General features: G+C 71.5%; 17 protein-coding genes. 4 read left to right on the forward strand and 13 right to left on the reverse strand.

The window, feature by feature from the left end:
- Positions 1-26: 26 nt before the first annotated feature.
- The gene (locus tag ACXR8F_RS10045) at positions 27-941 is read right to left on the reverse strand and encodes a lysostaphin resistance A-like protein (protein WP_458800119.1); all 915 of its coding nucleotides are present in this window, start codon (positions 939-941) and stop codon (positions 27-29) included.
- Positions 942-1,263: 322 nt separating this feature from the next.
- On the opposite strand from ACXR8F_RS10045, the gene ACXR8F_RS10050 reads away from it, so the two are divergent.
- From ACXR8F_RS10050 to ACXR8F_RS10065, 4 genes are all read left to right on the forward strand, one after another.
- The gene (locus ACXR8F_RS10050; protein ID WP_458800121.1) at positions 1,264-2,373 is read left to right on the forward strand and encodes a quinone oxidoreductase family protein; all 1,110 of its coding nucleotides are present in this window, start codon (positions 1,264-1,266) and stop codon (positions 2,371-2,373) included.
- Between the two features lie 84 nt (positions 2,374-2,457).
- The gene (locus tag ACXR8F_RS10055) at positions 2,458-3,402 is read left to right on the forward strand and encodes an ABC transporter ATP-binding protein (RefSeq protein WP_458800123.1); all 945 of its coding nucleotides are present in this window, start codon (positions 2,458-2,460) and stop codon (positions 3,400-3,402) included.
- A gap of 54 nt (positions 3,403-3,456) precedes the next feature.
- Positions 3,457-4,278: a hypothetical protein gene (locus tag ACXR8F_RS10060; RefSeq protein ID WP_458800125.1), complete on the forward strand. Its 822-nt coding sequence runs from the start codon at positions 3,457-3,459 to the stop codon at positions 4,276-4,278.
- 98 nt (positions 4,279-4,376) lie between these two features.
- Positions 4,377-4,754 (forward strand): response regulator, encoded by a 378-nt coding sequence (locus ACXR8F_RS10065; RefSeq protein WP_458800127.1) that lies wholly within the window; start codon positions 4,377-4,379, stop codon positions 4,752-4,754.
- On the opposite strand, the gene ACXR8F_RS10070 is transcribed toward ACXR8F_RS10065, so the two are convergent.
- The 12 genes from ACXR8F_RS10070 to ACXR8F_RS10125 form a co-directional block, all read right to left on the reverse strand.
- Positions 4,704-6,818 (reverse strand): sensor histidine kinase, encoded by a 2,115-nt coding sequence (locus ACXR8F_RS10070; protein WP_458800129.1) that lies wholly within the window; start codon positions 6,816-6,818, stop codon positions 4,704-4,706. The two genes, ACXR8F_RS10065 and ACXR8F_RS10070, sit on opposite strands and share 51 nt — an antisense overlap.
- Positions 6,815-8,113 carry a GAF domain-containing sensor histidine kinase gene (locus tag ACXR8F_RS10075; protein WP_458800131.1) on the reverse strand — a complete coding sequence of 433 codons (1,299 nt, stop codon included), beginning with the start codon at positions 8,111-8,113 and terminating at the stop codon, positions 6,815-6,817. Before ACXR8F_RS10075 ends, ACXR8F_RS10070 begins: the two co-directional genes overlap by 4 nt.
- Positions 8,114-8,291: 178 nt before the next feature.
- Entirely contained in the window at positions 8,292-8,969 is a 678-nt protein-coding gene (locus ACXR8F_RS10080; protein WP_458800133.1) for a response regulator, read from the reverse strand.
- Positions 8,970-9,196: 227 nt separating this feature from the next.
- Positions 9,197-9,361, reverse strand: coding sequence for a hypothetical protein (locus tag ACXR8F_RS10085; RefSeq protein ID WP_458800135.1), 165 nt, complete (start codon positions 9,359-9,361; stop codon positions 9,197-9,199).
- Between the two features lie 263 nt (positions 9,362-9,624).
- Positions 9,625-10,566 (reverse strand): alpha/beta hydrolase, encoded by a 942-nt coding sequence (locus ACXR8F_RS10090; RefSeq protein ID WP_458800137.1) that lies wholly within the window; start codon positions 10,564-10,566, stop codon positions 9,625-9,627.
- 137 nt (positions 10,567-10,703) lie between these two features.
- On the reverse strand, positions 10,704-12,608 hold the full coding sequence (asnB, locus tag ACXR8F_RS10095) for an asparagine synthase (glutamine-hydrolyzing) (protein WP_458800139.1): 1,905 nt from the start codon (positions 12,606-12,608) through the stop codon (positions 10,704-10,706).
- Positions 12,609-12,821: 213 nt separating this feature from the next.
- Positions 12,822-13,316, reverse strand: a complete 495-nt coding sequence (locus ACXR8F_RS10100) for a 2'-5' RNA ligase family protein (protein ID WP_458800486.1) — start codon at positions 13,314-13,316, stop codon at positions 12,822-12,824.
- 12 nt (positions 13,317-13,328) lie between these two features.
- A complete protein-coding gene (locus ACXR8F_RS10105) occupies positions 13,329-14,054 on the reverse strand; it encodes a glycosyltransferase family 2 protein (protein ID WP_458800141.1) in 726 nt (241 codons plus the stop codon).
- Positions 14,051-15,403 (reverse strand): bifunctional PIG-L family deacetylase/class I SAM-dependent methyltransferase, encoded by a 1,353-nt coding sequence (locus tag ACXR8F_RS10110; RefSeq protein WP_458800143.1) that lies wholly within the window; start codon positions 15,401-15,403, stop codon positions 14,051-14,053. Before ACXR8F_RS10110 ends, ACXR8F_RS10105 begins: the two co-directional genes overlap by 4 nt.
- On the reverse strand, positions 15,397-16,455 hold the full coding sequence (locus ACXR8F_RS10115) for an acyl-CoA dehydrogenase (RefSeq protein ID WP_458800144.1): 1,059 nt from the start codon (positions 16,453-16,455) through the stop codon (positions 15,397-15,399). Before ACXR8F_RS10115 ends, ACXR8F_RS10110 begins: the two co-directional genes overlap by 7 nt.
- Before the next feature lie 82 nt (positions 16,456-16,537).
- Positions 16,538-17,749, reverse strand: coding sequence for a phosphoglycerate dehydrogenase (serA, locus tag ACXR8F_RS10120; RefSeq protein WP_458800146.1), 1,212 nt, complete (start codon positions 17,747-17,749; stop codon positions 16,538-16,540).
- 151 nt (positions 17,750-17,900) lie between these two features.
- Positions 17,901-18,575: a GntR family transcriptional regulator gene (locus ACXR8F_RS10125; protein ID WP_458800148.1), complete on the reverse strand. Its 675-nt coding sequence runs from the start codon at positions 18,573-18,575 to the stop codon at positions 17,901-17,903.
- Between the last annotated feature and the right edge of the window lie 5 nt (positions 18,576-18,580).

Here is an 18,580-nt window from a genome sequence, read left to right on the forward strand (position 1 = left end):
GCAGGGTGCGCGGAACGGCCGACGCGTCAGTTGGCGGCCGCGGTGGCTCGCCTCTCCAGCTCCACGGCATACGTCTTGGAGAGACGCCCTCGGGCTGCGACGGCGACGCCGATGGTGACGAGCACGAGGGCGACGATCATGGACAGGGCGCGCAGCTCGCCATTCACCATCTCGGCGGCGATGCCGTTGTCGTTGTTGGTCCGGTTGAAGATGCTGTGGAACAGGGCCACGAGGAGCAGGCTGTCGCCGGTCCCGCGGCGCAGCACGCCGCAGGCGGGCCGGACCAGGACTCCGAGAATGAAGTAGGTGACGAAGGCGCCGAGCAGGACGCTGAGGTCCACCGTCTGGTCGAGGAAGAACTCGAGCGGCAAATGGACCAGCGCGAACGGCACGGCGGTGATGATCCCGGAGAGGTACCAGTTGTGGCGACGCTCGAGGCGCGTCTGCATGAAGCCCGTCCACACCGTCTCCTCCCACAGGTTGACGAGGACGAAGTTGACGAGCAGCAGGCCGATCTGGCTGGCCACCAATGGGATCAGGTCGACCGGTCGAAGGCTGTCGCCGAGGACGGCGGCGAGGCCGATCGTGATCACCGGGATGGCGAGCAGCACGGTGAGCCACCAGCCGACGCTGACCCGCCACCGGAAGGCACGCCGGAGGAGGCTGCGCACTCCCCGACGGCCGTCGACGACCCACGTCACGTAGAGGGCCACCGGCAGCAGCCCGAGGATGAAGAGGAAGCCGGCCACCTCGTCGGGAGCGACGCCGAGGGTCTCGTGCAGGCCTCCGCCGGGGATGACTCCGTGGTAGGCGAGCCCCCAGACGGTGGCCAGCAGGTAGACGGCGCCCACGCCCAGGATGAGGAACATGGTGATGGGGCGGCGCTGGATCAGCTGATGTAGGCGGCTCTGTCGATGCCGCGTGTGGATGGTCGTGGTCATGGTGGTTCCGCTCTTGTCGGAGGTCTTTGGCTCGACCAGTGAAAGCCAGACGCGGGAAGTCGCACGATGGGGAAACACGCACTGGCGCAGGCGAACAGCCACCCTTGTGAGGCTCGGCTCGCCCGCTGACCGCACCGTTTCCATGTGGGGGTGGGCCACCCCGGAGGCCAAGGGGTTCCCGGCGTACACGAGGCGCTCAAGCCGATACCGGAGATGTGAGGGCAACGTCTCTACTGGGACGACACGCACTCGGCAGCGCCCATGAAGTCCCGCGTGACGGTCGGAATCAACGGCGCGACAACGGAATCGAATGGAGTTCCCCATGAGGTCGGCCATCATCGATGCAAACGCCCACGCACCGCTCAGGGTGGTCGAGCACCCGGATCCTCGGCCGCGACCCGGCTGGGTGGTGGTGCAGATCGACCACGCCGGTGTCACCCGACATGACGTGGCGATGCTCGGCCGGTATGCGTGGCGCGTCCACCCAGCGACCCCCGGAAGTGACGGCGCGGGCCGTATCGTGGCGATCGGCGCGCGTGTCAAGCGCTTTGGCGTGGGTGATCCCGTGGTGATGTCGCCATGGCTCGGTTGGCGCGTCGGCACACGTCTGCCCGGCCCACGCGTACGCGTGCTGGGCACGCACCTTCCCGGCACCCACGCAGAGCTCGTGGCAGTGCCCGCTGGGAACGTGTTTCACCTGCCGTCCCGACTCACGGCCAGGGAGGCGGCGGCACTTCCGATGACGGGGCTGACTGCGTGGCGGGCACTCACGACGGTGGGACGTCTCCGCCAGGGCGAGACCGTCGTGGTTTCGAGTGCCTCCTCCGCTCAGGGCCTGGTCGCGATCCAGATCGCGGCAGCCCTCGGTGCGCGGGTCATCGCCCTTGCCTCGGACACTCGGCGACAGCTCGCGCTCGACTGCGGAGCGACCGAAACGGTCGACAGCTCGGACCGCTTCCTCGCAGCCCACGTGCGGGAGATCGTCGGCGGCCGCGGCGCGAGCCTGGTCCTCGACACGGACGGCAGGCACTGGGCAGCGCTGCTGTCCGGTCTCCGACCCGGCGGGCGGCTGGTCACGGTCGCCACCAGACCTACCGGTCTCACCAGCGTGGACGCCCGTCTGCTCGCGTGGCGGCACCTGCAGATCCTCGGATCCGAGGGGGGTAGCAGGCAGGAGTTCGCCGGGTTCCTCGACCACGTGGACAGCACGCACTGGACACCGGTCGTCGACGCGGTCCTGCCGCTTTCCGAGATCGCCCGGGCCTATGCACTGCTTGGCCACCCCACATCGACGGGCGGGGTCGTCCTGGACGTGTCCCGCAAAGACGGCACCGGGCCCGCTCGGACAGTCCGGACATCGGACGGCGAGCAACCCGAGGATGCACCGGCGGGAGGTCCCCCTCAGGGGGCGGCCCACCCCATCCCGTCCTGAGAGCCGCTCGCGTGTACTCGACCCAGCGGTGTAGACATCGCCGCCGCTGACCAACTCGCTCATCACCCATACGGAAGGCTCACCGTGATCGAAGTCCACCACCTCACGAAGCGGTACGGCACTCGTACCGCCGTCGACGACCTCACCTTCACCGTCCAGCCCGGACGCGTTACCGGCTTCCTTGGCCCCAACGGCGCGGGCAAGTCAACCACCATGCGCGCCATCCTCGGGCTCGACCGACCCACCGAAGGCACCGCCACCATCCACGGCCAGCCAGCGTCAGCCCACCCTTGGCCGCTCAGGACCGTCGGAGCGGTCCTGGACCCGAAGGCATTCCATCCGAACCGCACGGCGCGCAAGCACCTGGCAGCACTGGCTCACACCGTCGGTGAAGGATCCGCCCGGGTGGACGCGGTGCTGCGTCAGGTGGGGCTGTCCGAAGTGGCCGACGAGCGCGCCGGGAACTTCTCCCTCGGGATGAGCCAGCGACTGGGCCTCGCCGGTGCGCTCCTCGGAGACCCCGACGTCCTCATCCTCGACGAGCCGGTCAACGGCCTGGACCCGGACGGTGTTCGCTGGATCCGGCTCTTCCTGCGCACGTTCGCGCAGGAGGGTCGCACCGTCTTCCTCTCGTCGCACCTCATGAGCGAGATGTCCCAGACCGCCGACCACCTCATCGTCATCGGGAAGGGAAGGCTCATCGCCGACATGTCGACCGCGGACATGCTGGCGAGCACCGAACCGGCGGTCCGGGTCCGCACGGCGCAGGCGGATCGGCTGCACTCCATCCTCACCTCCAAGGGTGCTGACGTGCAGCGTTCGGTCGACGGCGAGCTCACGGTGCGTCACCTGGACACCGACGTGGTCGCGAACCTGGCGATGGAGCACCGCATCCTCGTCACCGAGCTGGGAAGCACCCGACAGTCCCTGGAGGACGCCTTCATGGAGCTGACTGCAGACGCTGTCGAATACGGCCAGTCGCCGCCCAGCCAGAACCCCAGCCTCTCCTCTTCCCGAACCGGCGCCTAGAGCCGGGCCTTCACCGCCTCAGCACCTCCACCCACATCGAAGGACGGAACCACCGTGACCACCACTGCCGCCGACACGCGCACGCAAGCACCTACCGCCCGACAGTCGCTGCCGCTCATCGCACGCTCCGAGCTCGTCAAGCTGACCAGCCTGCGGTCGACCTGGGGGCTCCTCGCGGCGGGAGCAGCTTTCACCGTGCTCTCGGGTGTCTCGCAAGCCGCCACCCTGATCTATCGCGCCGGCGCCGAACCGGTCCCGGCCCCGGGGTTCGACGCCATGGCCGTCTCGGTCAACGGAGTCAGCACCATGGCATTCCTCGTCGGGGTCCTCGGCGTCCTGCAGGTCACCGGAGAGCTCACCACGGGGCTCGGCCGGAGCACCTTCGCAACCGTTCCACGCCGGGGCCGCGTCGTCGTGGCCAAAGCGGTCGCGACGGCGCTCTTGGTGGCGCCCGTCGTGGCCGTCACCGCCGTCGTGACCGTGGCTGTGTCCCAGACCATCCTGTCCACGCAGGGCATGCACGCGCCGCTGCTGTCGCTGGACGCCCTCCAGGCGATCGTCGGATCGGCTGGGTACGCGGTCGCCGTGGGCGTCTTCGGGCAGACGTTCGGCTGGCTGGTGCGCAGCACCGTCGGGGCGGCGTTCAGTCTGCTCGGGCTGCTCGGTGTGCTCGGGTCGCTCGTCAGCCTGCTGCTGCCCGAGGCCGTCTCCAACGACCTGGTCCCGTTCCTGCCGGGCGAAGCGGCCTCCGCCCTCATGGGGGCCGACGCGAGCGGGGCGTCGCTCCCACCGAGCGGGGCCGCTCCGGTCACCGTGGTGTGGTGCGCGATCGCCCTCGCCCTCGGGGTCCGGCTGGTCCGCCGACGCGACGTCTGACCGGGCCGACGTGTGGTCATCCCCCGAGAGTTTCGGGGGATGACCACATGGCGACGTCTGGGCGGATGAGACACGCTTCCCCAACGGAGGTGAAGCCGATGGGCAATGTCAGGGTTCTGGTCGTCGACGACCAAGCCCCGTTCCGGCTCGCCGCCAGCGCGTTGGTGGGCATGATGTCGGGCTTCGAGCTGGTGGGAGCAGTGGACAGCGGCGAGGAGGCCGTGACAGCCGCCGTGACTCTCAGGCCGGACCTCATCCTCATGGATGTGACGCTCGGCGGGATCAGTGGCCCGGAAGCGACCCGCCGCATCACCTCGTACCCGGGCATGGCCGACGTCCGGGTCCTGCTCGTGTCCACGTACGACGCGAGCGACGTCGCCGACGACATCAGCGCGTGCGGTGCTGCCGGCTTCCTCAGCAAGGCCTCATTCGACGGTGACGCGTTGCGCGAGGCCTGGCTCGGTCTCGAGCAGTGAGCTCAGGCGTTCCACCGGCAGTTCCAGCGTGTACACGCGCCCCGAACCCGGAGATCTCGTCGAGTGGAGCCGACCGTCGAAGGCGGCCAGGCGGTCCATGACGCCCTGCAGCCCGCGGACGGTCGTGCCACTTCTGCTGTGCACCTGAAGACGCGCCGCGCGTCGGTCGCCCGTGGCTGTCAGGACCATCGCCTCGACGTCGGTGATGCGGGTCAACAGCTCCACCGCCGCGAAGTAGAGCGTCGACTCGAGCTTCGGCTCGAGACGGCGCCCGGTCCACCAGTGGTCCACGTCTGGCTGCACACCGGGGTGCGTCTCAGCCAGGTGGCTGAGGAGTGCCGCAGCCACCCCCCGGCGGGCCAGCTGAGCCGGGAAGACGCCGCGAGTGACCGTCCGTAGTGCCTCGACCGCCTGGTCCGTCTCGCGGATGAGTCCGTCGATGAGCAGCCCGACCCGGAGGCTCGGTTCGACGCCTACCTGGGCGGCCAGCCGGGCGAGGTGCTCGGGCAGCCGGTCCAGGTGCGGGAGCACGACGTGCCGGATCGCCGCCTCGAACTGGGCGCGCTCGCGGTTCTGTGCAGCGTGCAGGCGCCGCCTCGAGGCTTCGAGCTCCTCGGTGGTGTCGGCGAGCTCGACCGCGCGCCGGGACAGCTCCGCCCCCAGCCTCAGGTTGCTGATGACGTGGCCGATCTGGGTGGAGAAGTCCACGAGCAGCTGGCGTTCGAGGTCACGAAGACCGCGTCCGGGAGGCATCCTGACGGCCAGTCTGCCGACCACTCGACCGGCGTCCGCGAGCAGTGGCGCGCTCCAGTCGGCACCTGACCCGGAGTGCACGCCGCCGGGGCGCTCCCAGGAGACGCTCGTCGGAGCGCTGTCCAGTGGCTGGGAGGTGCTGACCTCGACCTCCACCACAACGGCGCCCACCGCCCGTCCGACGGCCTCGGCGACTGCGGTCAGCATGCGCCGAGGGTGCGGCAGGTCCTGAAGTTCGCGGGTGAAGTCGGCGAGCGACTCGTAGGGCCGGGCTTGTGCTCCGTACACGAGCCGGGCAGCGAAGCGGGTGGTCCACCCACGCACGGGCTGCAACAGCACCGCGACGAAGGCCGTCAACGCCATCGACCCCAACAGCCCCAGATCACGCATGGACGCGGGCGCAGGCAGGCTCACCAGGACGACGACCCCGACGTAGAGGGCTGTGGCTGTCCCGCTGAGCAGCGTCAGCACGATCGCCCGGTTGAGCGCGACGTCGACCCCGAAGAGGTGGTGGCGCAGGATTCCGACCCCGGTGAGCACGGGGACGCACGCGTAGGCGGCCATCAAGGGCAGCACGGACAACCACGCGGGGAGGTCGAGCCACTCCACAGCCACGAGCGTGAAGACCGCGGCCGATGCCAGCAGCACGGCTGCAAGGGTGATCCACATCAGCTGTTCGCGCTGAGGGCCGTGGCTGCGGCGCAACCGGCTCAGCAGGGCGGTCGCGCCGGCGAGGACGCCGACGGCGATGAGCGCGTACGCTGCCAGCAACAGCCCCTGCGCCACGCCGTTGCCGGACGCGGCCACCTGTCCTGCCTCGTCGAGGCGGTCGGTGCGCACCTGTGACACCCCTGCCGCGTGCAGCACGGCGCCGAGGCCGGTGACCCAGACCCCCCAAGCCCAGCGACCCTCCGTCCACCGCCCGTCCGGCGCCAGCAGGAACAGCAGCGCGAGCAGGGCGAGCGTGGGGAACGCCCCGAACTGCAGCCCGGCCGAGATCGCGGCTGCTCCTCCCGGCGCACCGGGCAGGTCGCCGCGCAGTGCCGCCACGCCGTAGGCGTGAGCCGTGACGCCGAACTGGGTGGCGAGCTGGCCGAGGACGAACAGCCAGCCGATGGGGTGCCGGGGCTGCCGGGACAGGATCAGCGCACCGACGATCGCTCCACCTACGGCCCCGAGGTCGATCAGCGGGAATCCGGCTGTGAGCGCTTCGCTGGTCCAGAGTCGGCCAGAGAGGACGAGGAGCACTGTCCGAGCCAGCGCGAGCACGAAGGTGAGAGCGGCGAGCACCCACGCGAGACGCCTGCTCATGCGCCCGGTTCCAAGGCGTGGTCGAGGGGCACCGAGACCGTCACGGATGTGCCCGATCCGGCGTGCGATCGTGCCTGCCCCACGAGCACGGAGCCCCCCACCTGCGAAGCACGCTCCTGCATGCCCCGTATCCCGGTTCCCGCGCCGGCCGGGACCGACCCCACCCCCGAGCCGTTGTCGGTGACAGTGAGCACCAGGGCGGCCGCGCCCTGCTCCACGACGATGGAGATACGCGTGCCGCCGGAGTGTTTCACCGCGTTCTGGACCGCCTCGGACGCGCAGTAGTACAGCGCGGCCTCGGTCTCCGGGGCGTACCTGGAGTCTGGCGCCTCGACGTGTGTGGCCAAGGGGATGGTGCGGGCCATCTCGCTCAAGGCTGCGGCAAGACCGTCGGTGATGAGCGTGGTCGGTCCGAGTCCGCGAGCCAACGTCGTCAACGTCTCGATCGCGGCATGAGCGGCATCCGCCTGCTCGAGAAGCAGCCGGCGCCCGAACTCTGAATCGCTGCCGACAACCGCCCGAGCGAGGCCGAGGTTGATGCTCAGCGCCACCAGCTCCTGCTGGGCGCCGTCGTGCAGGTTCCGCTCGAGGCGCCGTCGCTCGACGTCGGCTGCCGTGACGAGCTCGGCCCTCGCCGAACGCAGCTGACGTGTCCTGGCGGAAAGCCGTTGCACCTGCTCCTGCAGATCGAGCCGGAGCCGGGCGTTGGCCAGCAGCAGCCCGGCCTGGCCGGCCAACCCCGCGAAGAGGCGCTGCTCGGCCCCCGAGAAGACGCGACCTTCCTGTTCCCGTACGCGCAGCACGCCGAGGATCTCGCTGCCGTGACCGACGGGCAGGCTGTGGACACCGTGTTCGGACATCGCAGCTGCCGGAGGGGGGACGGGATCGGTGGCTGTGTCTGGTGGCCATGCCGCGACGAGCTGCAGCTCGTCGCGGACCATGAGCCAGACCTGCACCCACGCCGCAGCGATGCCGGTTCCGAGCGTCTGAGCCATGCGGGCGGTCATGTCGTCGACGGACTCGGCGCCGGCCAGCCGGTCGTGGAACGTCGAGAGCACCTCGTAGGGTTCGGTGGTGGGCCGGGCCAGGCGCCTGGCAGTCGCGGAGTGGAGGCGACGGTGCAGTGGCTCGATGCCCACAGCCACCAGCACGGTCGCGAGCAGTGACAAGGCCAGGCGGGGTGTTGGGCCGCCGCCGAGCAGCCAGGTTCCACCCGCCACGATCGTCAGGTAGACGAGCAGCACGAGGGCTCCTGTCGCGAGCCAGCTCGCGACGAGCTCCCGTGACAGGTTCACCAGGGGCGCGCGACCAGGGCGAGTCGACGGTCGCGCGGACGCCGAGGCCATGAGCCTCATCATGACGGAGCGCCCGAGAGCGCGTCAGGGGGTTAGCCGCCCCCAGGCGGGGCGGCTGTCCGCACCCCGGAGCGGTGCCGATGGACGGGGCGGGGCGGACAAGTGCGCGACGAGGAGATCAGCGGCTGCCGGCGTGGCCCCCGGCCTGGATGAAGGTGAGAACTGCGGCGACTCGGCGGTTGAGGTCGCCCTCCTCGCTCAGTGACAGCTTCTGGAACAGCGACGTGATGTGTTTCTCGACGGCGCGTTCACTCATGAAGATCGTCTTCGCGATAGCCGCGTTGCTGCGTCCCGTGGCCATCGCCCGGAGCACCTCCGTCTCCCGCTCGGTGAGGTCCGACAGCACCGACTTCTCGGCCCTGGTGCGCTGCAGGAGCCGCTCCACCACTTTGGGGTCCAGTGCCGACCCGCCGCCTGCGACCTCGCGGAGGGCGCGCACCAGCTCGCCGATGTCGGACACGCGTTCCTTGAGCAGGTAGCCGAGGCCCTCGACGCCGTCTTCGAGGAGCTCGTAGACGAAGTCGGGCTCGACGTACTGCGAGAGCACGACGACGCCGACCGAGGGCTGAGCGGCGCGGATGCGCTTGGCGGCATCGATCCCCTCGTTCGTGAAGGTGGGGGGCATCCGCACGTCCGTGAGTACGGCGTCGGGTCGAAGCTCGTCGACGGAACGCATGAGCTCGTCCATGTCCTGCGCCACGGCGACCACCTCGATGCCCTCGACAGTGCCGAGCAGGGCTGCGGTTCCTTGGCGCACGAGGTAGTTGTCCTCGGCGAACACGACACGAAGAGCCATGTGGTGAGCGTATGGCCCCTCACGGCAGGCGGGGAGAGGGCTCCTGCCCCCCGTCCGGGTGGCTACCCACCTCGAAGGTTGCGGCCATCCGCAGGGAGGGGGTCGCGCCGCGGCCACCTCCACACGCTCGAAGGCGCACGCCAGACCGCCGTGTGCCGCTGGGTCGTCAGCGGCACACGGCGGTGTCGGCAGGCGCGCGAGGCGCCGAGCGGGGGAAGCGACCCCCGTCAGACTCGAGCGCGAGCCTTGCGGGTCACCCACCATCGCCGGAGCTTCTCACGCCCCGAGGTGCGAGGCATGCTGCGCTCCGTGGAGAGGACTGCCGCCATCAGGGGTAGGCCCGATGCGACCGACCAGGTCGCCAGGTGGACGTTGGTGTCGTGGGACTTCATGAGTACCTCCTCTGCGAACCGGTGTCGGTCACCGATGGCCACGAGTGGCCACGGACGTGGCCTCTTGATGACTTCATGGTCGGGGCGGTACGCGTTGCGCCGGGATGGGGCCAGCCCGATGGAGCGCGGCGAGAAACCGCCATGATCTGCCTTTGGAGACAGAGGAACCCGAGCAGTAGGCCATGAGACTCGACGCGTCGGCGTGCCCCGTTGCCGCCGAGGAGGACTGCCCCGCAGCTGAACTGGCGGTACCCACGCGACGGTCAGCGCGGCCGGCCGCCCGTCGCCAGCGAGGCGATCGCTCGCAGGGAGTCGGTGCCGGCGACGAGATAGCCGTTGTGCCCGTGGGCACCCCCTACCGGCAGGGAGTGGGCGCCGAAGGCCGCTGACGTCGGGTCCGCAGCATGGCCGAAGCCCTCGACGCGGGTGTGGGGGACGAGGGCGATCGGGTCGTCGGGGGCGATGCCGGCCCAGACCTCGGCCCTCGTCCGCAGCGCCGACCGGCTCCACACGTCCATGCCGGGAGAGCCGACGGCCACGAGGTCGCTGACCCGCAGCTGCGGCGCGGCGTGCGCGCACACGACCGAGCCGTAGCTGTGGCAGACCACGCTCACCCTGCCCGAGCGAGGGAGGCGGTCGATGAAGGAGACCAGCCGGGGAGCGCCCTCCACCGCACGATCCGACCGTGCGGCATCCGGGTCGATGCCGGCCGGTGGGTCGTAGTCGAGCCAGACCACGACCGCGGCCGGAGTCTGCGGGGACGAGCGCCGCATCTCGGCGAGGAGGCTGCGTGCCTGCACGGCGGGGTGCCGTCGCCCCGCGCCCTGCTCGTCGCGGAGCAGTTCGGCGTTCCAGCCCACGCCCGGCACGATGACGGCGATGTTGCGGGCGCGTCGCACGTCCCCGAACGCCTCGACGATCCGGCCCTGACCGCCGGCGTCGGCGCTCAACACCGTGGCCCGCGGCCCCACGACGTCCACCGGCACCCCGTCGCTGACCGACTGTGCCACCGCCGGTGCCGCACCGGCGACCAAGGTCAGCAGCACCGCGCCGGCGAGGACGAGCCGCTCGCGCAACGTGCGGCGCGACCGACGTCCTGCCGCCGAGGCGCGGCCCGTCGGCGCGGGGCGGTGCGTCGGCGCGGGGCGGTGCGTCGGCGCGGGGTGGTGCGTCGGCGCGGGGTGTTCGTGAGCTGGTCGATCCACGAGGTCCTTGTCGCGGTGGAAGGGCAAAGGGACCAGTGTCGACGACCAGCCTGTGAAGACCGCGGGAACAGCCGCCGTCCGTGCGTCGCGCGGCGCCGCGACGTGACCAGGGTCACGTCGCATCCCGGCGTGACGCGTCACGCAGCGGCGACCGTCGACGTCCCGTGCAGGGTGTGCACGCCGTCGACGAACTCGCGCAGCCACAGCTCGACGTTGATGAGGCGCCAGAACACCATGGAGTCGAGGTCGCCGGCGCCGGAGAGCCAGCGCTCGAACGCCGTCAGCGTCGCCGCGGAGTCGAAGTAGGGACGCTCCCTGAACGACGCCGACCGGAAGATGTCGTAGGCGAAGTCGCTCTGCTCGTGGAACCAGTCGTTCTGCGGGGTGGTGAACCCGATCTTGTTGCGGCGGCGGCTGATGGAGGGCGGCAGCAGCCCGTCGGTGGCGTCGCGCAGCACCCGCTTGTTCCAGCCGCCTTTGATGATGGCCTCGTCGCCGAGCCTGAACACGGTGCGGACGAGGTCGGGGTCGAGGAAGGGCACGCGTCCCTCGACGGAGAAGCGCATGCTGTTGCGGTCCTCGTAGCGCAGCAGGGCTGGGAGCGACCCGACGAACATGTCGTGCACGAGGCGCGTCCGCAGGTCGTGGGTGGGGACGGCATACGCCTCCGTGGCGTGGGCCGCGCGGAACTCGGGCCGGAGCAGGTCGGGCGTCGTGTTCCGGTGGGGGAGGAGGGTGCGGGCACGCACGGCGGCCAGGTGCCCGAGGACGTCACGCGAGGCGACGAGCTCGCGCACGGCGGATCGGCGGCTCCGGGTCAGCAGGTCCTTCAGGTGGACGACGAGCTGTGGCACGTAGCCGGCGAGCACCTCGTCCGCTCCTTGCCCGTCGAGCATCACCGTGACGTATGCGCTCGCCTCCTTCATGACCCGGTACTGCGCGTAGGGGCCGGTCGAGATGACCGGCTCCTCCTGGGCACGCACGAAGTCGGTGACGTCGCGAAGGAACTCGGCTGACGTGGGTCGGGTCTTGTGCGACATGACGCCGTGCGTGCAGGCGCTGACCGCGGCGTCGACGTAGCGCTCCTCGTCGTTGCGGTAGCCCGGGAAGACGGCCGAGAACGTGCGCTGGCGGGTGCCGACCGCGGCCGTCGCGTCGCGGTCGCCCAGGAGGTGGTCGATCGCCACGGTGATGGCCGAGCTGTCGAGGCCGCCCGAGAGCGACGTGCCCACCGGCACGTCCGAGCGCAGCCGCAGCGCCACGGCGCGCGTCAGCCGCTGCCGGAAGTCGTCGGCGACGGCGGCGTCGTAGCCCCTTCGGGGAGCCGTCGCGTCGAGGAGGTCGTCACGCAGCCGACTGAACATGTGCCGCCGTATGCCGTCCGTCGAGAGCGTGACCACCTCACCCGGCATGACCCGCTCGATCCCGTCGAAGAAGGTCTCGGCACCGTCGTCGTGCACGCGGTAGCGCAGGTACCGGTAGACGGTGCGGTCGTTCGGCCGGGGCTCGACGAGGCCGCTGGCCAGGAGTGGCTTGATCTCGCTCGAGAAGAGCCAGGCGTCGCCCGCGTCCGCCGCACCGCCGCGCGGCAGGGCAGGCACCCGGCACAGGTGCAGCGGCTTGATGCCGAACTCGTCGCGCGCCAGGGTCAGGGTGCGGGCGTGCCGGTCCCACACCGCCAGGGCGAACATCCCGTTGAACCGTGCGAACGCCGCTGACCCCCACTCGGCGAAGGACTGGAGCACGACCTCGGTGTCGCTCTGCGTGGCGAAGGTCCGTGAGAGCTCGGCGAGCTCGGCCCGGAGCTCGCGGTAGTTGTACACCTCGCCGTTGTAGGCGAGGACGTAGCGCCCGTCGGCCGAGGTCATCGGTTGGGCGCCACCCTCGCGGTCGAGGATGACGAGGCGCTGGTGCGCGAGCCCGACCGGGTTGTCGATGAAGGTCCGCGCGTCGTCGGGCCCGCGATGGTGCTGCTCGAGCGCCATCCGCTCGAGGAGGGCCGCGTCGCCGTCGAACCCGTAGTACCCGGCAATGCCGCACATGGCGTTCCCTCCGGTCCCGCGCGCGGGGTGTCGACAACAGTCGAGGGACATCGTGGGCGCTGTCGCTGAAAGGTCGCTGGGCCACGTCATCGAGGAGCCTGACCGTCGCCCTGCGATCCGACCCGCGGATGCGAGGGCTACCTCCATTCTCGTCCTCGGCCCCGCCCCACGTGCGGTCTTCGGCTCCGTCGAACGGGTTCTTCGGCCCGGGCCTCAGCCGGTCGGCGTGAGCGGCGCGACCTCCTCGAGCACCAGCTGCCCGGGCGCGTCGATCCGGTAGAGGCACAGCTCGGTCGCGGTGCCGTCGATGCGCAGCCCCTGGGCGAGGGCGGTGGCGCGGGCCGTCCCCAACCGTGCAGCATCGGTCGTCCGGGCGATCGTCACGTGGGGCTCGAAGACCGCTGGCAGCGGAAGGCCCAGCTGCCGGTACAGCTCCTCGTGCAGGTCACGGATCTCGTCGGCGCCCCGGTCGGCGAGCAGGAAGAGGTACTCGTCCTCGACCACGTTGACACCGGAGAAGGCGTACGTGAAGGAGGGTCGACGGGCACTTCGGTGCATCGCTTCACGAGCAGGGGCGAAGCGGATCGTCGTCGGGTAGACGAGGGTGATGTGCGCGGGGATCGCGCTCGCCAGCGGGTCGAAGCCGCCCCGGAAGCGTTCGACCCGCGAGTGCGTCGGCGGCAGCACGACCACGGCTCGCTGGGCCATCTCGTCCACGAGTCACACCGCGGGCGTCGGCGCGGCGAGAGCGGCGAGGAAGGCGGCGAAGCCGTGCGGCGCACGACCCACGAGTCGGCCGGAGGTGCCGATGTGCACCGCGGCGCTCGCCACGCAGGCCCACCCGCCGGCGCGGACGCGCTCGACGAGCCCGACGTCCTCGTGGGTGCGCACCTCCTCGAAGCCGCCGACGTCGTCGTACGCGGTCAGCCGCACCCCGAGGTTGGCGCCGTGCACGTGGGGATGCCCTTCACGCACCTCGTGGGTGGCCCACCAGCGCTGCGTCGTCGTGTCGTCGAGATCGCCGCGGAGGGGCTCGACGGTGCCGGTGACGAGGTCGGCCCCGGCGTCGGCGAGGCGCACGTGGTCGGCGAGCCACTCCAGTCCGACGACGCAGTCCGCGTCGGTGCTGGCGATCCAGTGCTCGTGGCGTCGCGCCTGTGGCGCGTCCGCGGTCGCGTGGGCGACGCCCGCCCGTCGCGCGGCTCCGACGTTGTTCCGCCCGACGGCGACGTGCTGCACCCACGCGTGGCGCGCGACCACGGCCTCCGTGCCGTCACGGCAGTCGTCGAGCACCACGGTGACGTCGACGGAGACGTGCGGGTGGGTGAGGGCGAGGCGCCCGACGGCTTCGTCGAGCGCGGCGAGGGCGCGGGGGAGCAGCTCCTCCTCGTCATGGACCGGGACGACGACGTGCACGTGCGTCACGAGCACGGGTGCCGGCGTCACGCGTCGGCCTGCCGGTGGGCCTTCGTGCTGGTGAGGACCTCGAGGCGGAAGTCCTCCTCGACGTGTGAGACGGCAACGGGGAGCGTCGACTCCGACCGCCAGATCTCGTGGACGCGGTCGCCGTCGAGCGGCCACCCCACGGCGTGGTGGCGCCAGTGGCAGAGCACGACGACGCCCTCCTCGGCCAGGCACGCCTCGACCTGGCGGGCGAGGCGGCGCAGTCGCACGGGGCCGAGGAAGTAGCCGACCTCCGAGACGACGACCACGTCGAAGAGCCCGGGGGGCCACTCCTCGGGCACGCTGTGGCGCAGCACGGCCACGTGGTCGTGGGCGTCCAGGGCTTCGCGCGCGGCGTGCACCGCCGCGCGGCTCTCGTCGACGACGACGAGCTCACGGCACCGTGCAGCCAGGGCGTCCGCCAGGGCGCCCACCGACCCACCGATCTCCAGGCCACGGCCGAACGAACGACGCGGCAGCGCGGCCAGCGTCACGGCCCGCTTGCGCTCCTCGTACCAGCTCGAGCGGACCTGCCAGGGGTCCTCGGAGTCCTCGTGGACGCGGTCGAGGGCGTGGTCGAGCGGCAGTCCCGCGAGCACGAAGGTCTCCGTCGCGCGTTCGAAGTGCGCGATGAACCCGTCGTGCAGCAGGGCCTCGTCACCCGGCGACGGCGAGAGGGGCTCGAGCTGGGTGCGGTGCAGCGCCACCGCCCGCGCCTTGGCCCGCCGAACCTCCTCGCCCAGGGGCAGGACGCGCAGGCTGGGCCACGGCGCGTCGGCCGGGTCGCACCAGTGCCACAGCCACACCGGGTACTCCCACAGTGTCGCGTCGGTGCGCCGGGCGGCGATCCCGGCCGCGAGCCCGGCCGCGTCGTGGTCGGAGTGCCCGTCCCGTCGCCACGGGGCGACCAGCAGCGTCTCCCGGCCTGCCTCACCGACGACGCGGACGACCTCGGCGACCATCGCCTCGGCGTGCTCGTCGAGCGCTCCGTCGGGCAGCCCGACCCGGTGCAGCCGAGCTCCGGGAGCGAGCACCGACAGTGCCGCGCGTGACTCCTCGACGCGCCGTGCGGCGAGCTCGAGCGGCGTCACCGTCACCGAGCGAGGGTGCGACTGCTCACCGTCGGTGAGCAGCACGACGTCGACCGCGACACCGGCCGCGTGCGCCGTGGCCATCAGCCCGCCGGCTGCCAGCGTCTCGTCGTCCGGGTGGGGGGCCACCACGACGACGCGGCGCACGTGGTCGGGCAGCGCCAACGGGCGCGCCGACCCCCATTCAGGGCGGGCTCGCCAGGTCTCCTCGGGGGTGCCCGGGTCGGTGTGCGCAAAGACGGGCCGAGCGACGCTCACCACGGCGGCCTCGTCACGTCGTCGTGCCGCAGCAGCGTGCGGCCGAGGTTGGCCGCGTCCCGCTCCGCGTGCTCCTGCCGCACGTACAGCTGGAGGTCGGCGACGCGACGTGCGTGCTCCTCCTCGAGCGCCAAGGGGGCGGGGCCGGTCGCGTGGGCCACACGAGCGAGCACGTCCTCCGCCGCGGCGGCGACGACCCGGCGTACGCGGAGGGCCAGCACGGTGCCGTCGGTGCCGTCGGCGCGACCCCCGTCCACCACGGAGGCGGCGTCGGCCAGGACGGCGCGGGCCGCCCACAGCGACGTGTCGACGGCGCCGACGTGCATGAGCGCCACCTGGTCGGGCTCGCGGCCGCCGCTGACGAGACGTCGGGCGACGCCGACTGCCCCGCCGAACCAGATGGCAGCGACTCCCATTCCGCCCCAAGCGAATCCGGGTCTGTCGAGATACCAGCCAGAAGGCCCGACCGGTTCTGCCGGGGCACCCTGGAAGTCGACGGGGCCACTGGGCACGTCCGTCAGACCGCGCGCGGCCCACGTCGTCGCACGGACGGACACGTGGTTCGCCTCGCCCAGCGCGACGGCATACAGGCGTCGGGTCGAGTCGCTGTCCCACGCCGTGACGAGAGCGTGGCTCAACCGGTCGGCCAGGGAGCACCAGGGCTTCTCGCCGGTGAGCCGCACCGCGGTCCCGGAGCGCTCCGCGGTCAGGCGCGCCCCTGGTCCCTCCGCGGCGAAGACGCCCCACGTGGATCCGTCGGGGACGGACGGCACCTCGTGGCCGCGGCTGCGTGCCTCGTCGAGGATCGCGAGCGCGTCGAGGTGCGGCTCGATGGAGCGCGCGGCCGTCAGGCTGACGGCCGCGACCGTCGCGAGCGACTCCCACAACGAGAGCGTGTCGCCCGAACCCGGGTGCGGGAACGCCTCCGGATGGCGGTCGAGCAGAGCGATCGCCCCGAGGGGGTCGGTCAGCTCGCCGGCGTCGCGCGCGAGCCCGTCGAGCAGCAGTCGTCGCTCGTCGGAGCCGTCCCGCAGTCGGACGGCGGCGCTCAGCACGAACCGCCTCGACGGGCATGCGGCACTGGCAGGACTTCGGTCACGCGCGTCACATACCCACGACCCGCGGACCGCTGCGCCCTCAGTCGGCGGCGTCCTCGGACCACGTCTCCAGGTGCACGGCCTCCGCGACGTGGCGCAGGGAGGCGAGCGTCTCGGGCGACATGGGCACGTCGGTGTCGGTGACGACGTAGCCGAGCTCGCCGCGGGTCGCGAGCGACTGCCCGACGACATTGGCGCCGGCCTCGGCGAGCGTCCGGTTGATCGACGCCAGCACGCCGGGGACGTTGCGGTGCAGCAGCGCCATCCGGTACGAGCCTTCGCGGGGTGCGGGGGCGACGTCGGGCAGGTTGACCGACAGCGACGTCGCGCCGCTCAGCATGTATGCCGTCAGCTTGCTCGAGACGAACGTGCCGATCTCCTCCTGGGCCTCCTCGGTCGAACCGCCGACGTGGGGGGTGAGGATGACGTTGTCGAGGCCGCGGAGCGGGGACTCGAAGAGGTCGCCCTGGGCCTTGGGCTCGACGGGGAACACGTCGATGGCGGCGCCCGACAGGTGCCCGCTGAGGATGTGCTCGCGCAGGGCGAGGTCGTCGACGACCATGCCGCGGGAGGCGTTGATGAAGACCGACCCGGGCTTCATCCTGGCGAACTGCTCCGCGCCGAACAGGCCTGCGTTGCCGGGCCGCCCGTCGACGTGGATGCTGACGACGTCGGACTCCTCGAGCAGCTCCTCGAGCGAGCCCATGCGCTGGGCGTTGCCGTGGGCGAGGCGATCTGCCGTGTCGAAGAAGGCGACACGCATGCCGATGGCCTCGGCCATGTTGGACAGCTGGGTGCCGATGTTGCCGTAGCCGACGATGCCCAGCGTGCGGCCGCGGGTCTCGTAGGCGCCCTTGGCGGACTTGTCCCAGACGCCGTCGTGCATGCGCTGCGTCTTCTCCGGGAGGCGGCGCGCGAGGGCGAGGATCTCGCCGATGACGAGCTCGACGACGCTGCGGGTGTTGGAGAACGGCGCGTTGAAGACGCCGAGGCCCAGCTGGGTCGCGTGGGTGAGGTCGACCTGGTTGGTGCCGATGCAGAAGCAACCGATCGCGCGCAGGTCGGGCGCCGCGTCGAGGACGGCCTGGGTGACCTTGGTGTTGGACCGGATGCCGAGGACGGACACGCCCGCGAGGGCCTCGACGAGGTCGGCCTCGCCCAGCGATCCAGGGCGGACCTCGACCTCGAATCCGTTGCGACGGAACGTGTCCGCGGCGACGGGGTGGACGTTCTCCAGCAGGAGTACCTTCACGCTCTTCTCCCTAGGGACTTCCGGACGGTGCCCGGGTCCCGATCTCGTGATTGCTGTCGGTCGTGGTGGTGTCGGGGCTCAAGCGTGCCCCCAACGGCGGTGCAGCCGCAGTGCGGTGCGCTGGGTGAGACGGTGCGGGTGGTCTCGGTCATTAGGCCTCCACCGTCGCCACACGGGCGAGGCTCCGGACCAGCAGCCGTCCGGTGTGCTCGAGGTGGTGGCGCATCGCCCGCTCGGCCCCGGCGCCGTCACGGCGCAGGATGGCGGTGACGATCGGCCCGTGCTCGTCGCGGATCTCGCGCAGCGTGCGCCCCGCGGTCGTGGTGGGCGGCCCCAGCAGCGCCGTGGTCGCGCGGAGCCGGTCGATGATCGTGGCCGCGCGCTGGTTGCCGCCGGCACGCATGAGCAGGTCGTGGAGCGCGTGGTCGGCGGCCCAGAAGCTCTCCTCGTCGTCGAGCGCCGCGTCCATCGCCGCCAGGGTGTCGCGGATGGCGGCGTGCTGCTCGTCGGTGGCCTCCTCGGCGACCCGGCGGGCGGTGCCCGGCTCGAGGGCGAGGCGGATCTCGATGATCTCCTCGATGTCGTGGGCGCTCGGGGTCAGCACGCGGAAGCCCCGGTTGCGGTCGATGCGCACCAGGCCGGCCTCGGCCAGGCGCAGCAGGGCCTCGCGCACAGGGCTGCGCGAGACGCCGAGCAGGTCGGCCAGCTGGTAGACGGAGTACGTGTCGTCGGGGACGAGCTCGCCGGCGGCCACGCCCGTGCGCACCGCATCGACGACCGCGTCCGCGAGGGACGGGGCGTCGTGGGGGAGCACGAGCTGGACCATGAGTA

The sequence above is a fragment of the Terrabacter sp. AAH1 genome (genome assembly GCF_054456855.1).

Excerpts from the sequence above, each read along its gene's own strand:
- ACXR8F_RS10045 (WP_458800119.1), bottom strand. The coding sequence starts at position 941 with ATGACCACGACCATCCACACGCGGCATCGACAGAGCCGCCTACATCAG.
- ACXR8F_RS10050 (WP_458800121.1), top strand. The coding sequence starts at position 1,264 with ATGAGGTCGGCCATCATCGATGCAAACGCCCACGCACCGCTCAGGGTG.
- ACXR8F_RS10065 (WP_458800127.1), top strand. The coding sequence starts at position 4,377 with ATGGGCAATGTCAGGGTTCTGGTCGTCGACGACCAAGCCCCGTTCCGG.
- ACXR8F_RS10070 (WP_458800129.1), bottom strand. The coding sequence starts at position 6,818 with ATGAGCAGGCGTCTCGCGTGGGTGCTCGCCGCTCTCACCTTCGTGCTC.
- ACXR8F_RS10080 (WP_458800133.1), bottom strand. The coding sequence starts at position 8,969 with ATGGCTCTTCGTGTCGTGTTCGCCGAGGACAACTACCTCGTGCGCCAA.
- ACXR8F_RS10085 (WP_458800135.1), bottom strand. The coding sequence starts at position 9,361 with ATGAAGTCCCACGACACCAACGTCCACCTGGCGACCTGGTCGGTCGCA.
- asnB (WP_458800139.1), bottom strand. The coding sequence starts at position 12,608 with ATGTGCGGCATTGCCGGGTACTACGGGTTCGACGGCGACGCGGCCCTC.
- ACXR8F_RS10100 (WP_458800486.1), bottom strand. The coding sequence starts at position 13,316 with ATGGCCCAGCGAGCCGTGGTCGTGCTGCCGCCGACGCACTCGCGGGTC.
- ACXR8F_RS10125 (WP_458800148.1), bottom strand. The coding sequence starts at position 18,575 with ATGGTCCAGCTCGTGCTCCCCCACGACGCCCCGTCCCTCGCGGACGCG.